This window comes from Burkholderiaceae bacterium (assembly GCA_024235995.1).
Taxonomy (GTDB): Bacteria; Pseudomonadota; Gammaproteobacteria; order Burkholderiales; family Burkholderiaceae_C; genus Ottowia.
Window position 1 is genome coordinate 3422008 of record JACKLI010000001.1, and the last position, 14715, is coordinate 3436722.

The following is a 14715-nucleotide window of genomic DNA, read 5'->3' on the forward strand; positions in this document are numbered from 1 at the left end:
TTCATCATGAACACCCAAGACATCTGGCACTTCATCACCACCCAGGGCGCGGAGCTGGGCATCAAGCTGGCGACGGCCATCGTCGCCTGGATCGTCGGCCGCTGGCTGATCGCCCTGGCCGTGGGCCTGCTGGGCAAGGTGTTCGAGCGCGGCGGGCGCATCGACGCCACGCTGGCGCACTACCTCAAGTCGGTGATCTCGGTGCTGCTCAACATCGTCCTGATCCTGGCGATCCTGGACATCTTCGGCGTCAAGACCACCTCGTTCGCCGCCCTGCTGGCCGGCGCCGGCCTGGCCATCGGCGCGGCCTGGAGCGGCATGCTGGGCAACTTCGCCGCCGGCATCTTCATGCAGGTGCTGCGGCCCTACAAGGTGGGCGACTTCATCAGCGCCGGCGGCGTGGCGGGCACGGTGAAAGAGCTGGGCCTGTTCGCCACCACCATCGTCACCCCCGACAACGTGCTGACCGTGGTGGGCAACGGCAAGGTGTTCGGCGACAACATCCAGAACTACAGCGCCCTGCCCGTGCGCCGGGTGGACTGCGTGGCCAAGGTGGCCAACAGCGTCGACCCGCTGGACGCCATCGCGCGGCTCAAGCCCGCCATCGCCGCCATCCCCAACGTGGCGCCAAGCCCGGCGCCCGACATCGAGATCCTGGAGTTCACGCCCGAAGGCCCCAAGCTGTGCGTGCGCCCCTACACCCACACCGACCATTACTGGCAGGTCTACTTCGACACCCACAAGGCCATCGTGCAGACCTTCGGCAGCGCCGGCTACCCGGTGCCCGAAACCCCGCTGGCCTATCGCGGCACGCCGGGCAAGGTTTGAATCAAATCAGGCCGCAGTCCGCATCCATCAACCGCGATCAGCTCCGTATTTGATAGTGTTTGGACTCAAGCTGCCGCCGCCGCCAGGCGCTCGGCACTGCGGCGCGCCAGTTCGCCATCCACGGCCTCGACCATCACGCGCAGCAGCGGCTCGGTGCCGCTGGCGCGGATCAGCACGCGGCCGCGCTCGCCCAGCTCGGCCTGCACGGCGGCCGTCTCGGCCTTCAGCCGGGCGTTGGCCTGCCAGTCGGCGCCCGGCTGCAGGCGCACGTTGATCAGCACCTGGGGAAACAGCGGCACGCCGGCCAGCAGCTCGGCCAGCCCGCGGCCCTGCTGCACGCAGGCCTGCAGCACCTGCAGCGCGCTGACCAAGCCGTCGCCCGTGCTGTGCTGGTCCAGCACCAGCAGGTGGCCCGAGCCTTCGCCGCCCAGCAGCCAGCCGCGCCGGTTCAGCTCCTCCAGCACGTAGCGGTCGCCCACCTTGGCGCGCACGAAGTCGAAGCCGCGCCGGCGCAGCGCCTGCTCCACCGCCAGGTTGGTCATCAGGGTGCCGACCACGCCGGCCAGCGGGCCGCCGGGCACGCCCCCGGCGCGCGCCAGGCGGTTGGCGGCCAGCACGTACAGCAGCTCGTCGCCGTTGAACAGGCGCCCGCCGGCGTCGACCATCTGCAGCCGGTCGGCGTCGCCGTCCAGCGCGATGCCGTAGTCGGCGCGATGGGCGCGCACGGCATGCGCCAGCGCCTCGGGGTGGGTGGCGCCCACGCCGTCGTTGATGTTCAGGCCGTCGGGCGCGCAGCCGATGGCCACCACGTCGGCGCCCAGCTCGTGGAACACCATCGGCGCGATCTGGTAGGCCGCGCCGTGCGCCGCGTCCACCACGATCTTCAGGCCGCGCAGGCTGAGCGCGTGGCTGAAGGTGCTCTTGCAGAACTCGATGTAGCGGCCCGCCGCGTCGTCCAGCCGGCGCGCGCGCCCCAGGCCGGCCGAGTCGACCCACTGCGGCGGCTCGGCCAGGGCGGCCTCGACGGCCTGCTCCCAGGCGTCGGGCAGCTTGGCGCCCTGCGCGTCGAAGAACTTGATGCCGTTGTCGGGATAGGGGTTGTGGCTGGCGCTGATGACCACGCCCAGGCTGGCGCGCTGCGCGCGCGTGAGGTAGGCCACGGCGGGCGTGGGCACCGGGCCCAGCAGCATCACGCCGGCGCCGGCCGAGATCAGGCCGGACTCGAGCGCGCTCTCCAGCATGTAGCCCGAGATGCGCGTGTCCTTGCCGATCAGCACCAGCGGGCTGGCGTCGGCGGCCTTGAGCACGCGGCCCACGGCATGGCCCAGGCGCAGCGCGAAGTCGGGCGTGATGGGCTCCTGCCCCACGGTGCCGCGGATGCCGTCGGTGCCGAAGTAGTGGCGTGCCATGGTGTTCTCCCTGCTTGTTCGATGGCTGGAAAATTCTATTGAAACGATAGCATCCGAGGCATGAAGGGTGCCGGCAAACGCCTCATTGTCTTGCGGTCCGCAAGTTTTTCGGCAGCGCGCCGGGGTGGCTGGTGCGCCAGGGGTTGATGTCCAGCCCGCCGCGGCGGGTGTAGCGCGCGTACACCGTCAGCTGCGTGGGGCGGCAGCGCTGCCAGATGTCCATGAACATGCGCTCGACGCAGTGCTCGTGAAAGTCGTTGTGGCGGCGAAAGCTGACGATGTAGCGCAGCAGGCCCGCCTGCTCGATCTGCGGGCCGGCGTAGCGGATCTGCACGCTGCCCCAGTCGGGCTGGCCGGTGACGGGGCAGTTGCTCTTGAGCAGCCGGCTGGTGAGCGTCTCCTCCACCGGCTGTTCGTCGAAGGCGGCGCCCAGCAGCTCGGGCGCGGGCTGGCCGTGCGTGCACTCCAGGTCCAGCCGGTCCAGGTTGACGCCGTCCAGCTCGTGGATCGGCTCGCGGTCGAAGTCCTCGGGCGCGATCAGGCGCACCGCCGCGCGCGCGCGCACGGCCTCGCCCGTCCACACGGCGGCGCTGACGTCGGCCTCGATGCGCGCGCGCACCTCGGCGGCGTCGGCAAACACGGTGCCGTTGAAGCTGTTCAGGTACAGCTTGAAGGACTTGCTCTCGACGATGTGCGTGCTCTCGCAGGGCACCAGGATGTGGGCGATGGCCAGCTGCGGCTTGCCGCGCGCGTTCAGCCACGACAGTTCGTAGGCGGTCCACCAGTCGGCGCCGAAAAAGCGCGGCTGGCCGACGATGCCCAGGCGCTCGCGCTGCGGCGCGCGGGCGATGGGGTACAGCAGGGACGGGTCGTACTGGTCGACGTAGGCCGTGGGCTTGCCCAGGGCGCTGCCCTCGGGGGTTGCGGATGCGGGGGGGTTCATGCGGCGGGCCGGTATCAAGGGTTACGCGCAAAGTGTGCCAGCAGCAGCGGCAGCAGTTGCGGCACCACGCTGGCGGGCAGGTCGTGCCCCATGCCGTCGATGACCTCCAGCCGCGCGCCAGGGATGCGCCGCGCCGTGTCCTGGCCGCAGGGCAGCGGCACCAGCGGGTCATCGCGGCCATGGACCACCAGGGTGGGCGTGGCGATGCGCGCCAGCAGCGCGGCGCGGGTGTCGTCGGCCATGATGGCCAGCAGCTGCCGCAGCACGCCTCGCGGGTGGTAGGCACGGCTGAGGGCCGCGCCCACGCGCGCGCGCAACTCGTCCTCGGGCACCACGAAGCCGGGCCCGCCGATGAGCCGAAAGAACCGCACCGAATGCGCCAGCATGGCCTGCCGGTCACCGGCGGGCGGGCGCGTCAGCATGGCGTGCGCCACCTCGTGCGTGGGGCCGGGCAGGCCGCGCGCGCCGCTGCTGCTCATCGCGCTGGTCAGGCTCAGCAGGCGCTCGGGCGCGGCCATCGCCATGCGCTGGGCGATCATGCCGCCCATGCTGGCGCCCAGCACGTGCGCCCGCGCCACGCCCAGCGCATCCAGCACGCCCAGTGCGTCCTGCGCCATGTCGCCCAGGGTGTAGGGCGCGTTCACGCGCAAGCCCAGGCGCTGGCTCAGCATGGCCCAGGGCAGGTTGGGCAGGTGCAGCTCGTCAAAGATGCGCGACAGGCCCGCATCGCGGTTGTCGTGGCGAATCACGCGGTAGCCGGCCTGCGCCAGCCCGCGCACCAGCGTGTCGGGCCAGGCGATGAGCTGCATGCCCAGGCCCATCACCAGCAGCACGGCGGGGCCGGAGCCGCCGCTGTCCTCGACCTCGATGGGGATGCCGTTGGCCTGGACCTGCATTTACTCGAAGATCCGCTCGCGCAGCCACTTGGTGGCGATCCATTTCTCGCCCGCCAGCACCGGCGCGCCGCCGTGCAGGGTGCGCGTGCCGGGGTGCGGCCGCGCGTAGCTGAAGAACACCGCGTTGCCGCGCTGGGGCGCCACGTTCAGCCCCGCGTCCGGAAAGGTGGTGGCGCCGCCGCGCTCGGGCTCGTTCAGGTAGATCACCACGGTGCCCACGCGCTGGCCGCCGCGCCGCAGCAGGGTGGCGGTGCCGGGCTGGTCGGGGTCGAAGTAGTCGTAGTGCGGCTTGTATTCGGTGCCGGGCACGTAGCGCAGCACCTGCAGGCCCTCGCCGCGCTCCACCGGCCAGCGGACCAGGCGCGCGATGCGCGCCTCGATGCGCGCCACCAGATCGCTCTCGCCGCGCGTGAAGAACATGCCCTGGCTGGTGCGATCGGCATTGACCTCCTGGCCGCCGGTCTGCGTGGCCACGGTGAGCGAGCGGCTCATGCGCGGTCGCGCGGCGGCCATCAGGGCCTCGCACTCGTCGTCGGACAGCAGGCCGCCCAGCATCACCACGCGCGGCGTGGCCATGGTGCCCAGCACCGCCACCGGGCGGTCGCCGCCATCCAGGTACAGGGGCGCGCCGCTCAGGTCGGGCTCGGGCACCGGCACGGCGGGCGGCAGCGCCTGGGCCACCGCCTGTTCGTCCAGATGGGCGCGCAGCGTGCTTTCCATGGCCTCGATGGCGACGGCCTCGTCCCAGCCCGAGGCTTTCATCGCCTGCAGCACGGCCTCGGCGCCCTGTCCGGCCTGGGCCTGGGCGATGATCCACTGGCGCAGTTCGGAAGTGATGGCCTGCGTCATGCGCGGCTCACGGTTGGCGGCGAAACACCAGCCGGTCGGCCTCCGACGCGGCCGGCGCAAAGGCGTAGCCGCCGCCATCGAAAGCCTGCAGCCGCTGGGGCGTGGCCGCCTTGTGCTGCGCCGCCCAGCGCGCCATCAGCCCGCGGGCGCGCTTGGCAAAGAAGCCGATGACCTTGTACTGGCCGTCCTTGAAGTCCTCGAACACGCAGTCGATCACGCGGGCCTGCAGCACTTTGCGATCGACCGACTTGAAGTACTCCTGCGAGGCCAGGTTGACGACGATGGGCGATTTTTCATCGGCCAGCCGCTCGTTCAGGTATTCGGCGATGCGCGGGCCCCAGAACTGGTAGAGGTTGGCGCCGCGCGCCGTGGCCAGGCGCGTGCCCATCTCCAGCCGGTAGGGCTGCATGCGGTCCAGCGGGCGCAGCACGCCGTACAGGCCGCTCAGGATGCACACGTGCTGCTGCAGCCAGTCCAGCGCGGCGGGCGCCAGCGTGCGCGCCTGCAGGCCGTCGTACACGTCGCCGTTGAAGGCCAGCACGGCCGGGCGCGAATTGGCCGCCGTGAAGCGCGGGCTGAAGGCCGCGTAGCGCGCCACGTTCAGCCCGGCCAGCGCGTCGCTCAGGCTCATCAGCGAGGCGATCTGCTGGGGCGATTGCTGACGCAGCACGGCGATCAGCTCGGCCGCCTGCGGTTTGAACAGCGCATCGGTGTGCGCCAGCCCGGGTGGTAACGGAGTTTCGTAGTCCAGCGCCTTGGCCGGAGACAGGAGGAAAAGCATGCGGCTGATTTTGTACCAGGATGAAGCGCAGGCCAGCTACGCATCCTTCAGCCCGGATCGAAAGGCCGCGGAGCAGGCCATGCCAGGGCACCCGTGGACGGGGTCCCCCCGTTCACTGGGTGCGCCCCCGGAAGGGGGGAGGCGAAGCGGAACGAAGTCCGCGCAGCCTGGGGGTGAGCCTTTTTATTGCGCCGTCCACCCACCATCGCTGGCCCAGGCCTGGCCGCGAATGTTGTCGGCCGCCGGCGAGCAGAAGAACACCGCCATGCCGCCCAGCTGCTCGGTGGTGGTGAACTGCAGCGAGGGTTCCTTCTCGCTCAGCAGCTCCTTGGTGGCCTGCTCGGCGCTGATCTTCTCGGCCGCGGCGCGCGCGTCGATCTGCTTTTGCACCAGGGGCGTCAGCACCCAGCCGGGGCAGATGGCGTTGGCCGTGACGCCGGTGGTGGCCAGCTCCAGCGCGGTGACCTTGGTCAGGCCGACGATGCCGTGCTTGGCCGCCACGTAGGCCGACTTCTGCGCCGACGCCACCAGGCCGTGCACCGAGGCGATGTTGATGATGCGGCCCCAGTTCTTCTGGCGCATGGAGGGAATGGCCAGGCGCGTGGTGTGGAAGGCCGAGGTCAGGTTGATGGCGATGATGGCGTCCCAGCGCTCGGGCGGAAAGCCCTCGATCGGCGACACGTGCTGGATGCCGGCGTTGTTGACCAGGATGTCCACGCCGCCGAACTTCTCGGCGGCAAAGGCCATCATGGCCTCGATCTCGGCCGGCTTGCTCATGTCGGCGCCGTGGTACTCGGCGCGCACGCCGTGGGCGGTGATCTGGGCGCGCGGGCCCTCGTGGTCGCCAAAACCGTTCATCACGATGTTGGCGCCCTGCTTGGCCAGTTCGATGGCGATGCCCAGGCCGATGCCGCTGGTGGAGCCGGTGACCAGGGCGGTCTTGCCTTTGAGTTGCATGACGTGATTCTCCTCGGGTTCAAAAAACGAAAACGCAGGCCAAACAGGCCGCCAGCCCGCATCCAACCTGCGTGGGAAGCTCCTGTTATTGAAGCAAGGTGACGCCCGTCTTGCCCTGCACTTCGTCAAACGTGACGCCCTCGGCCAGTTCGACCACCTTCAGGCCCTTGGGCGTAACCGCGAACACGCCCAGGTCGGTGATGATCTCGTGCACCACGCCCACGCCGGTCAGCGGCAGCGTGCACTGGGGCAGGATCTTCAGGTCGGTGGTGCCGTCCTTCTTCTTGGCCACGTGCTCCATCAGCACGATGACCTTGGGCACGCCGCCCACCAGGTCCATCGCGCCGCCCATGCCCTTGACCATCTTGCCGGGGATCATCCAGTTGGCCAGGTCGCCCTTCTCGCTCACCTGCATGGCGCCCAGGATGGCCAGGTTGATCTTGCCGCCGCGGATCATGGCAAAGCTGTCGTGGCTGCCGAAGATGGACGAGCCCGGGATGGTGGTCACCGTCTGCTTGCCGGCGTTGATCAGGTCGGCGTCGATGGTCTGCTCGGTCGGGAAGGGGCCGATGCCCAGCAGGCCGTTTTCGGACTGCAGCCACACCTGCTTGTTGCCGGTGTGGTTGGCCACCAGGGTGGGAATGCCGATGCCCAGGTTGACGTAGAAGCCGTCCTGCAGCTCTTGCGCCGCGCGCGCGGCCATTTGATCTTGGGTCCAGGCCATCTCTCAGGCTCCTTTCGTCTCGGACAAGGTGCGCTTCTCGATGCGCTTCTCGGGATGGGCGTTCAGCACGATGCGGTGCACGTAGATGCCCGGCAGGTGAATGTCGTCGGGGGCCAGCCCGCCCAGCTCGACGATCTTCTCGACCTCGACGATGCAGATCTTGCCGGCCATCGCCACGGCCGGGTTGAAGTTGCGCGCCGTCAGGTTGAAGCGCAGGTTGCCGCTGGTGTCGGCCACGGCCGCCTTGACCAGCGACACCTCGGGCAGCAGCGAGCGCTCCATCAGGTAGGTGTGGCCGTCGAACTCGCGCGTTTCCTTGCCCTCGGCGACGATGGTGCCCACGCCGGTGCGCGTGAAGAAGGCCGGAATGCCCGCGCCGCCGGCGCGCAGTTTCTCGGCCAGCGTGCCCTGGGGGGTGAACTCCAGCTCCAGCTCGCCGGCCAGGTACTGGCGCTCGAACTCCTTGTTCTCGCCCACGTAGCTGGCGATCATCTTCTTGATCTGGCGCGTCTCCAGCAGCTTGCCCAGGCCAAAGCCGTCCACGCCGGCGTTGTTGGCGATGCAGGTCAGGTTGCCCACCTTGCTGTCGTGCAGGGCCTGGATCAGCGCCTCGGGGATGCCGCACAGGCCGAAGCCGCCCACGGCAATCAACTGGCCGTCCTTCACCACGCCCTTCAGCGCCGCGTCGGCCGATGGATAGATCTTGTTCACGAGATGGATGCTCCTATGCGTTTGGGGCCCCGCGCGGGGCCCGACGATCAAACCGGGCTGCAACGATACACCGTTGACGCCCGCCCTTCAGCGGGCCGCCTCACTGGCCCTTGATGGCCAGCAGCTCGACCTCGAACACCAGGGTGGCGTTGGGCGGGATCACGCCGCCGGCGCCCTGGGCGCCGTAGGCAATGGCCGGCGGGCAGGTCAGGCGGGCCTTGCCGCCCACCTTCATCTTCTGCACGCCCTCGGTCCAGCACCTGATCACGCGATTGAGCGGAAATTCGATCGGCTGGCCGTGCTTGTAGGAGCTGTCGAACTCCTTGCCACTGTCCGGAAAGGTGCCGCGGTAGTTGACCTTGACCACGTCGGTCGCCTTGGGGCTGGGGCCCGCGCCGTCCTTGAGCGATTCATAGACCAGGCCGCTGGCGCTCGTCTCGGGGCCGGCCGCGCAGGCGCTGGTGGCCAGCACCAGGCCGGCCGCCAGGCCCAGCCACAGGGTTTGGGAAGCTTTCACGCGATCATCCTTGCAAAGACGTTGAACGAAAGCCGTGATTATGGTTGCGCCACGCGCGCGCCCCGCCGCGGGTGATACAAACCCGTCATCCGCCCGCTTTCGATGAAAGGACCTCGCCCATGACCGCCCGCTACCCGCTGCCCGAGCTGAACAGCCTGCCCGAGGACATCAAGACCCAGATCCTGGCCGTGCAGGCCAAGGCCGGCTTCGTCCCCAACGTGTTCCTGGCGCTGGCGCGCCGCCCGGCCGAGTGGCGCGCCTTCTTCGCCTACCACGACGCACTGATGGAGCCCGAAAGCGCGGGCCGCACCAGCCACCTCACCAAGGGCGACCGCGAAATGATCGTGGTGGCCACCAGCAGCGCCAACGGCTGCCTGTACTGCGTGGTGGCGCACGGCGCGCTGCTGCGCATCTACGAGAAGAAACCCCTGGTGACCGACCAGGTGGCCACCAACTGGCGCAAGGCCGACATCACGCCGCGCCAAAGGGCCATGCTGGATTTTGCGATGAAGGTGTGCCTGCGCTCCAGCGAGTTGGGCGAGGAGGACTTCGCCCCCCTGCACGCCCACGGCTTCGACGACGAGGACATCTGGGACATCGCCGCCATCACGGCCTTCTTCGGCCTGTCCAACCGCATGGCCTCGTTCAGCAACATGGTGCCCAACCCCGAGTTCTACCTGATGGGGCGCGTGCCGCGCGAGAAGAAGGCGGGTTGAGTCAGCGCCGCCGGCGCGCGTCGTCCAGCGCCAGCGCGCCGCCGCCGGCCACGGCCAGGTACAGGAAGATGAAGCAGAACAGCGCCGCCGACTCGCCATGGTTCTGCACCGGCAGCCACCAGTTGGCGGCCTTGGCATGTGCCATCCAGTAGGCAAAGGCCATCTCGCCCGACAGGATGAAGGCCACCGGCCGCACGAACAGGCCCAGCACCAGCAGCACGCCGCCCACCAGCTCCAGCACCATGGCCGCCCCGAACAGCGAGGCCAGCGGCGCGCCGCCCGAGAACTTCATCCAGCCGTGCAGCAGGAACATGTAAGCCGTCGCCACGCGCAGCAGGGCGAGCGCATAGGGGCGCAGTCCGGACGTCGCGGAGTCGCGGAAAGCCATGAGCAATCTCCTCTTGGTTGATGGCCGAATGGCCAGTGTAGGGACGCAGGCCCGCCATGACAACCGGGGCCGGCCGTTGGCGACCCCCGAAGATCCCGCAGGCAAGAAAAAAGCACCGGCGGTTTCCCGCAGGTGCTTGTTTCATTGGTAGGCGCGATTGGATTCGAACCAACGACCCCCACCATGTCAAGGCCGGTATTTGGTGATTTCTGACGGACTATGAAGGCCTGTTTCCCTCTAGAGACGCCACCATCATCCATCAAAGTCCACCTATAATTTTCCGTACTCGTTCCGTACTTTCCGTACAAAGGGGCTTGACGGATGGCAACAATCAACACAGTCGCCGGTCGCGACAAACTCAAGCCACGGCGTGAGCCCTACTGGCTCAAGCTCAGCGCGGGCAACTACCTCGGCTTCCGCCGGCAATCGGCGTCAAGCGCTGGAACCTGGGTCACCCGGTGGCGTGACGACACGGGCGGCCAGAAGTACCGGGCGCTGGGGTCGTTCGACGAACTGCCACCCAGCGCGCGATTTGATGCGGCCACACGAGCGGCCCATGACTGGCTGCAGCACGTGAACGCCGGCGGCCGTGCCACCAAGGCTACCGTTCAGACGGCCTGCGAGCAGTACATCGACCGGATCGCCCGCGAGAAGGGCGAGGACGCTGCGGCCGACGTGCGGCGCCGCTTCAAGCAGTACGTGTACGAGCAGCCCATCGCCAGGGTGTCGCTGGAGAAGCTCAGCCCATCCCACGTGCAGACGTGGCGCAACCACCTGCAGGACACGCCGACCGCGCGCGGCGTCAGGCGAACGGCCTCGACCCTCAACCGAGACATGACCTGCCTGCGGGCTGCCTTGAACCTGGCAAAGGACGACCGCCTGGTTGCCTCGGACATGGCGTGGTCAACCAAGCTGCGCCCGCTCAGGGACGCGGACGGACGGCGCACCCTCTACCTCGATCGAGTGCAGCGCCAGTCCCTGATCGACCACATGGACGCCGACCTGGCCGAGTTCGCGCGCGCCATGAGCAACGTGCCACTTCGCCCGGGCGCCCTGGCCTCCCTGACCGTTGGCCGCTATGACGCGCGCCTGCGCGCCCTGCACGTAGGCAGTGACAAGGCCGGTGCCGAGCGCTCGATCGTGCTGCCGGCCACCACCGCCGCGCAGTTCGAACGAGCCACCGCCAACAAATTGCCCGGCGCCCTGCTGTTCACGCGCGGCGACGGCGAGCCATGGGACAAGGACAAATGGAAGGGGCCGGTGAAAGCTGCAGCCGCAGCGGCCGACCTTCCTGCTGAAACCACGCTCTACACCCTGCGCCACTCCGTCATCACCGATTTGGTCGTGGCCGGCGTCGATCTGTTCACTGTAGCCAAGCTGGCCGGCACCAGCGTGCGGATGATCGAGGAGCACTACGGGCACCTACGCAGCGACGTGACGGCCACCGCGCTCGAAAAGGTGGCACTTACATGAGTGGCGGCGACCTTCCGCCTGTCAAACTGCTTCGCAGCAACGGCGTTCTGGATGCTATAAAGCGCTTCGGCCTGCCGTCTGGAGCGGACGACCTCCTCCCTGAACGGATGCGGTGGATGCTGAGTCAAAGGCACTCCGATGCCGCGCGTGTAATCGACCACTTCTATAGCGAGGGGTTATGGCCAGAATTTCCGTTCCAGCATTGGCACATCAACACTCAGAAACCTCTGTGGATTGAGTTGCAGGTAATCCCCCTTCTGCTAGACCGATATCGCGGTATCTACCGGCACCAGCAAATGTACGAGTCAGAATACAGGTACGGTTGGCCGTTCGGTGTCTATATGGCCATCGCTGAGTTGGATCACATCGTTCGGATTTGTGACCAGTTCATTGTTGACGAGTGGTTAAGCAAGGCAATGTGGCGCGCTGCGCAGCGCGTCACCGCCACCTTCGGCAGACCGAACGCCCAGCCACGAGATGAGAAGCTGGATCGAATCGGCGGAAAGTTAAAACGCCGAGGCTGGATCGTAGGCAGTCTCAAGGACAACACCGACCTCATCGAGGAGATGAAGGCCGAGTTCAAATGCTGCAGGACAGACGTGCTCGACGCCGCGTCGAAAGCCGGCCTGAGGGGCAAGCGGGGACGCCCAAAGAAAGAAGCCAGCACAGAACAAAAAATGCCAAGCTAGCCGCCTTGACATTTTGCGGTGGTCAAACATCGGCGCCATCCTCTGATGGAGCCACCAATGACCGCCACCGAACACCAACGGACCAAGCCGCGCAAACCGCGCATCCGCACGCAGTCCATCGACGTGCTGCGTATCCCCGACGCACTGGTCCGCGAGCCGATCGTGATCGAGGCGTCGGGTCTGTCAGGCTCGACCATCTACCGCGAGGTACTTGCGGGACGCTTCCCGAAGCCCCGTCGCATCGGCAACTCCAAGCTGTGGGTTTCCGGTGAGCTGACCAACTGGCTCAAGGCTCAGGCCGAGGGCCGCCAGTGGCAAGGCCGGCGAGCGCGAGGTCGCCGCCCTGCTGGCCGAGCTGACCGGCTGCGACGTACGTCGCCGCGTGCGCCAGCACGACGGTGATTCCGACCTGGAGTGCCTGCCCGGCTGGTGCGTGGAGGTCAAGCGCCATGCCCGCGCCACCAGCGCCCGCATCGCCGGCTGGTGGGCCCAGGCCGTCACCCAGGCCGATCGAGCCGGCGGCATCCCGCTGCTCGTGTACCGCCAAGACCGTGACGCCTGGCGCGTCGTCTGGCCGGTATCCGTCACCCTGGCCCCGCCGACCGCCGCCATGTGGCGCGGCTACGAATGGACGACCGAAGGCTCGCCCGAAGCCTGGGCGGCCGTGTTCCGCGAAATCACCACCACCACGAAGGAAGCCACCCCATGATCGACGCACTCGTCGCCGGTAAGCTGTACGGCCAGCCCCAGCACCGCACCGGCAAGACCGGCCAGCCCTACGTCACCGCCAAGCTTCGTGCGGCCGATGGCCAGGGCGAAGGTCAGTTCATCAACGTGATCGCCTTCCATCGCACCGCCTGCGAGGCCTTGATGGCGCTCGGCGAAGGCGACAGCGCGGCGCTGTCCGGCGCACTCACCATCGGCACCTGGACAGACAAGGACGGCAGCGTGCGCCCGAGCCTGAACCTGCAGGCCCACGTCGTGCTGACGGCGTACCACGTCACGCGCAAGCGCCAGGCGGTCGCCCAGGACAACGACGGGCCAGAACAGCGCACTCCTGCCTTCGCTGGCGACCTGAGCTTTTGAAAGGTCACCCATGCGCATGGATTGGATGCTGCGCCAGCTCGCCCAAGTGAGCAGCACAAGCAGCGTGCAGGAGGCCAGGAAGGCCAGCTTCAACCCCAAGCCTCGGGGATCGGTGCAGACCGGATCGGCGACACACCGCCTGCTGCAGGCCATGGCGGCGGCGCCGGCTCGCTGGTGGAGCTACCGCGAGCTGTCCGCAGCGGCGGCCGGCGGCTCAAGACAACTGAGCTGGGCGCTGCTTCTGCTCAAGCGCCGTGGCCACATCGAGGCGGCCAACAACGACGTCCGAAATCCGAGGTGCACGATGTACCGCATCACCCAGGCCGGCAGGCACGCAACCCCTTTTGAGCAACAGCGCGCACCCCACTCCGTGCAATCGGACTCACCAAGCCCGCAGATTGGCCCTGGCCAAACCTTGACGATGCTTCGCGCCCCTGTGAAGGGAACCACCATGACCATCCGCACGCATTCGCCCATCACCACCTGGCTGACCGGGTACCTGGCCGACCAGCCCAACGCGCAACCCAAGCGCGCCTGGTTCTTCCTGATCCGCCAAGCCCTGCCGCTGGGCGTCGAGGGGATCGAGGGCTTCGACCTGGAGCGCCGCGAGCTGGTGTACCGGATGAAAACCGGCACGGCGCACAGAATGAACCGGGACAGCTTCTCGCGCGTGGTGCGCCGGACGAGGGAGCGGATGCGAGCGGGTAGGTGACCCCGGCCGGCTCAATGCGCCCCTGCAGGCTGCGCCACCAGCTTGACGCCCAGCGCCTGGCACACGCGGGCGATGGTTTCAAAGCGCGGCGATGCACCCGAGCGCAGCGCCTTGTACAGCGCTTCACGTCCCAGGCCGGACGCCTTCGCAATCTCGCTCATGCCGCGCGCACGGGCAATCGTTCCCAGCGCCTGCGCCAGTGCGGCCGGGTCGTTTTCTTCCATGACCAGCGTCAGGTACTCGGCGACGGCCTCGTCGCTGTCCAGATACTGCGCCATGTCGAATTCGGGGAGGTCGGCTACCTTGACCATGTTCAATCTCCTTCAAGTGTCCTGGCCCGCTTCTTGGCCGTTTCAATGTCCTTCTGCTGGGTGGACTTGCCGCCCCCGGCCAGCATCACGATCACCACGGCGCCCCGCTGCACGTAGTACATGCGCCAGCCGGCCCCGAAGTGCTCCCGCATTTCCATCACGCCCTCGCCGACCGGCGCCACGTCGCCCAGGCCGCCGGCCTGCACCTTCTCCAGCCGCCGCGCCAGGCGCATGCGCACCGTGCGATCCTTCAGCCCGTCGAGCCAACGACTGAATTCGGGCAGCAGGCGAACGGAGTGCATGGTCTGTATTGTATTCGATCGAATACAGGACGCAAAAGGGCAATGTCATCTTCTCCATGTGCATGAGCGAGAAGCAGCGCGAGAAGCTGAACAAACTGGGCGCGGGGCCGTGGGTGCGTGAGCGCATCGAGCGGGCCGGGCTGCCGGATGCAGAAACCGCCAGGCCCTGCGGCGGATCGAGCGGGGCAAACAGGTGAGGCCATCAGGTGCAGCAACCCCGACCGGCCCCTGATCATCAATCACGAACAAGGTGAATCAATGGCGGACCATCACCAGCACGCCCCAGGCCAGCGACCCGGCGGGCTTTTTCATGCGCGCTGATTCATCCGCCTTGACGCGCTCAACCTTGGTAAATCCTTGGTATTCGCAGCCGTGCACCCTGCCGCCCAGCATTCGTCCGGCTCCCTGTGGAATGTCTGCTTT

Annotated in this window: 21 protein-coding genes; 8 read left to right on the forward strand and 13 right to left on the reverse strand. The window is 67.9% G+C overall.

Annotated elements, in window-relative coordinates; genetic code table 11:
• Positions 1 to 6: 6 nt before the first annotated feature.
• Positions 7 to 828: a mechanosensitive ion channel family protein gene (locus H6927_16340; GenBank protein ID MCP5219661.1), complete on the forward strand. Its 822-nt coding sequence runs from the start codon at positions 7 to 9 to the stop codon at positions 826 to 828.
• Positions 829 to 893: 65 nt separating this feature from the next.
• Here the strand turns inward: H6927_16340 and glmM are convergent, their stop codons facing one another.
• From glmM to H6927_16385, 9 genes are all read right to left on the reverse strand, one after another.
• Positions 894 to 2237: a phosphoglucosamine mutase gene (gene glmM, locus H6927_16345; GenBank protein ID MCP5219662.1), complete on the reverse strand. Its 1344-nt coding sequence runs from the start codon at positions 2235 to 2237 to the stop codon at positions 894 to 896.
• 82 nt (positions 2238 to 2319) lie between these two features.
• The gene (queF, locus tag H6927_16350) at positions 2320 to 3180 is read right to left on the reverse strand and encodes an NADPH-dependent 7-cyano-7-deazaguanine reductase QueF (GenBank protein MCP5219663.1); all 861 of its coding nucleotides are present in this window, start codon (positions 3178 to 3180) and stop codon (positions 2320 to 2322) included.
• Between the two features lie 14 nt (positions 3181 to 3194).
• Positions 3195 to 4076 (reverse strand): alpha/beta fold hydrolase, encoded by an 882-nt coding sequence (locus tag H6927_16355; protein ID MCP5219664.1) that lies wholly within the window; start codon positions 4074 to 4076, stop codon positions 3195 to 3197.
• The gene (locus H6927_16360) at positions 4077 to 5003 is read right to left on the reverse strand and encodes a 2OG-Fe(II) oxygenase (protein ID MCP5219665.1); all 927 of its coding nucleotides are present in this window, start codon (positions 5001 to 5003) and stop codon (positions 4077 to 4079) included.
• Complete coding sequence (gene yaaA / locus H6927_16365; protein ID MCP5219666.1) at positions 4933 to 5706, reverse strand: peroxide stress protein YaaA; 774 nt, start codon at positions 5704 to 5706, stop codon at positions 4933 to 4935. The genes H6927_16360 and yaaA overlap by 71 nt, the downstream gene beginning before the upstream one ends.
• Before the next feature lie 183 nt (positions 5707 to 5889).
• Positions 5890 to 6663, reverse strand: coding sequence for a 3-hydroxybutyrate dehydrogenase (locus tag H6927_16370; protein ID MCP5219667.1), 774 nt, complete (start codon positions 6661 to 6663; stop codon positions 5890 to 5892).
• Positions 6664 to 6748: 85 nt separating this feature from the next.
• Positions 6749 to 7387, reverse strand: a complete 639-nt coding sequence (locus H6927_16375; protein MCP5219668.1) for a CoA transferase subunit B — start codon at positions 7385 to 7387, stop codon at positions 6749 to 6751.
• Between the two features lie 3 nt (positions 7388 to 7390).
• Entirely contained in the window at positions 7391 to 8098 is a 708-nt protein-coding gene (locus tag H6927_16380) for a CoA transferase subunit A (protein MCP5219669.1), read from the reverse strand.
• A 100-nt stretch (positions 8099 to 8198) separates the two neighbouring features.
• Complete coding sequence (locus tag H6927_16385; protein ID MCP5219670.1) at positions 8199 to 8615, reverse strand: FKBP-type peptidyl-prolyl cis-trans isomerase; 417 nt, start codon at positions 8613 to 8615, stop codon at positions 8199 to 8201.
• Between the two features lie 119 nt (positions 8616 to 8734).
• Between H6927_16385 and H6927_16390 the strand changes: the two genes are divergently transcribed.
• Positions 8735 to 9331: a peroxidase-related enzyme gene (locus tag H6927_16390; GenBank protein ID MCP5219671.1), complete on the forward strand. Its 597-nt coding sequence runs from the start codon at positions 8735 to 8737 to the stop codon at positions 9329 to 9331.
• A 1-nt stretch (position 9332) separates the two neighbouring features.
• Here H6927_16390 and H6927_16395 read toward each other — a convergent pair whose 3' ends face one another.
• Positions 9333 to 9719: a DoxX family protein gene (locus H6927_16395; protein ID MCP5219672.1), complete on the reverse strand. Its 387-nt coding sequence runs from the start codon at positions 9717 to 9719 to the stop codon at positions 9333 to 9335.
• 321 nt (positions 9720 to 10040) lie between these two features.
• Here H6927_16395 and H6927_16400 point away from each other — a divergent pair, with 321 nt between their 5' ends.
• Genes H6927_16400 through H6927_16425 form a run of 6 tightly spaced genes read left to right on the forward strand, consistent with a single transcriptional unit; the run spans position 10041 to position 13679 of the window.
• Complete coding sequence (locus H6927_16400; protein MCP5219673.1) at positions 10041 to 11192, forward strand: tyrosine-type recombinase/integrase; 1152 nt, start codon at positions 10041 to 10043, stop codon at positions 11190 to 11192.
• Positions 11189 to 11881 (forward strand): hypothetical protein, encoded by a 693-nt coding sequence (locus H6927_16405; GenBank protein MCP5219674.1) that lies wholly within the window; start codon positions 11189 to 11191, stop codon positions 11879 to 11881. The genes H6927_16400 and H6927_16405 overlap by 4 nt, the downstream gene beginning before the upstream one ends.
• A 57-nt stretch (positions 11882 to 11938) precedes the next feature.
• Positions 11939 to 12283: an AlpA family phage regulatory protein gene (locus tag H6927_16410; protein ID MCP5219675.1), complete on the forward strand. Its 345-nt coding sequence runs from the start codon at positions 11939 to 11941 to the stop codon at positions 12281 to 12283.
• Positions 12264 to 12590: a hypothetical protein gene (locus H6927_16415; protein ID MCP5219676.1), complete on the forward strand. Its 327-nt coding sequence runs from the start codon at positions 12264 to 12266 to the stop codon at positions 12588 to 12590. Before H6927_16410 ends, H6927_16415 begins: the two co-directional genes overlap by 20 nt.
• The gene (locus tag H6927_16420; GenBank protein ID MCP5219677.1) at positions 12587 to 12967 is read left to right on the forward strand and encodes a single-stranded DNA-binding protein; all 381 of its coding nucleotides are present in this window, start codon (positions 12587 to 12589) and stop codon (positions 12965 to 12967) included. The genes H6927_16415 and H6927_16420 overlap by 4 nt, the downstream gene beginning before the upstream one ends.
• A 16-nt stretch (positions 12968 to 12983) precedes the next feature.
• Positions 12984 to 13679 (forward strand): hypothetical protein, encoded by a 696-nt coding sequence (locus H6927_16425; protein MCP5219678.1) that lies wholly within the window; start codon positions 12984 to 12986, stop codon positions 13677 to 13679.
• A gap of 11 nt (positions 13680 to 13690) precedes the next feature.
• Here the strand turns inward: H6927_16425 and H6927_16430 are convergent, their stop codons facing one another.
• The 3 genes from H6927_16430 to H6927_16440 form a co-directional block, all read right to left on the reverse strand.
• Positions 13691 to 13990 (reverse strand): putative addiction module antidote protein, encoded by a 300-nt coding sequence (locus H6927_16430; GenBank protein MCP5219679.1) that lies wholly within the window; start codon positions 13988 to 13990, stop codon positions 13691 to 13693.
• 2 nt (positions 13991 to 13992) lie between these two features.
• Positions 13993 to 14292, reverse strand: a complete 300-nt coding sequence (locus tag H6927_16435; protein ID MCP5219680.1) for a type II toxin-antitoxin system RelE/ParE family toxin — start codon at positions 14290 to 14292, stop codon at positions 13993 to 13995.
• A 255-nt stretch (positions 14293 to 14547) separates the two neighbouring features.
• Positions 14548 to 14685 (reverse strand): hypothetical protein, encoded by a 138-nt coding sequence (locus H6927_16440; protein ID MCP5219681.1) that lies wholly within the window; start codon positions 14683 to 14685, stop codon positions 14548 to 14550.
• Between the last annotated feature and the right edge of the window lie 30 nt (positions 14686 to 14715).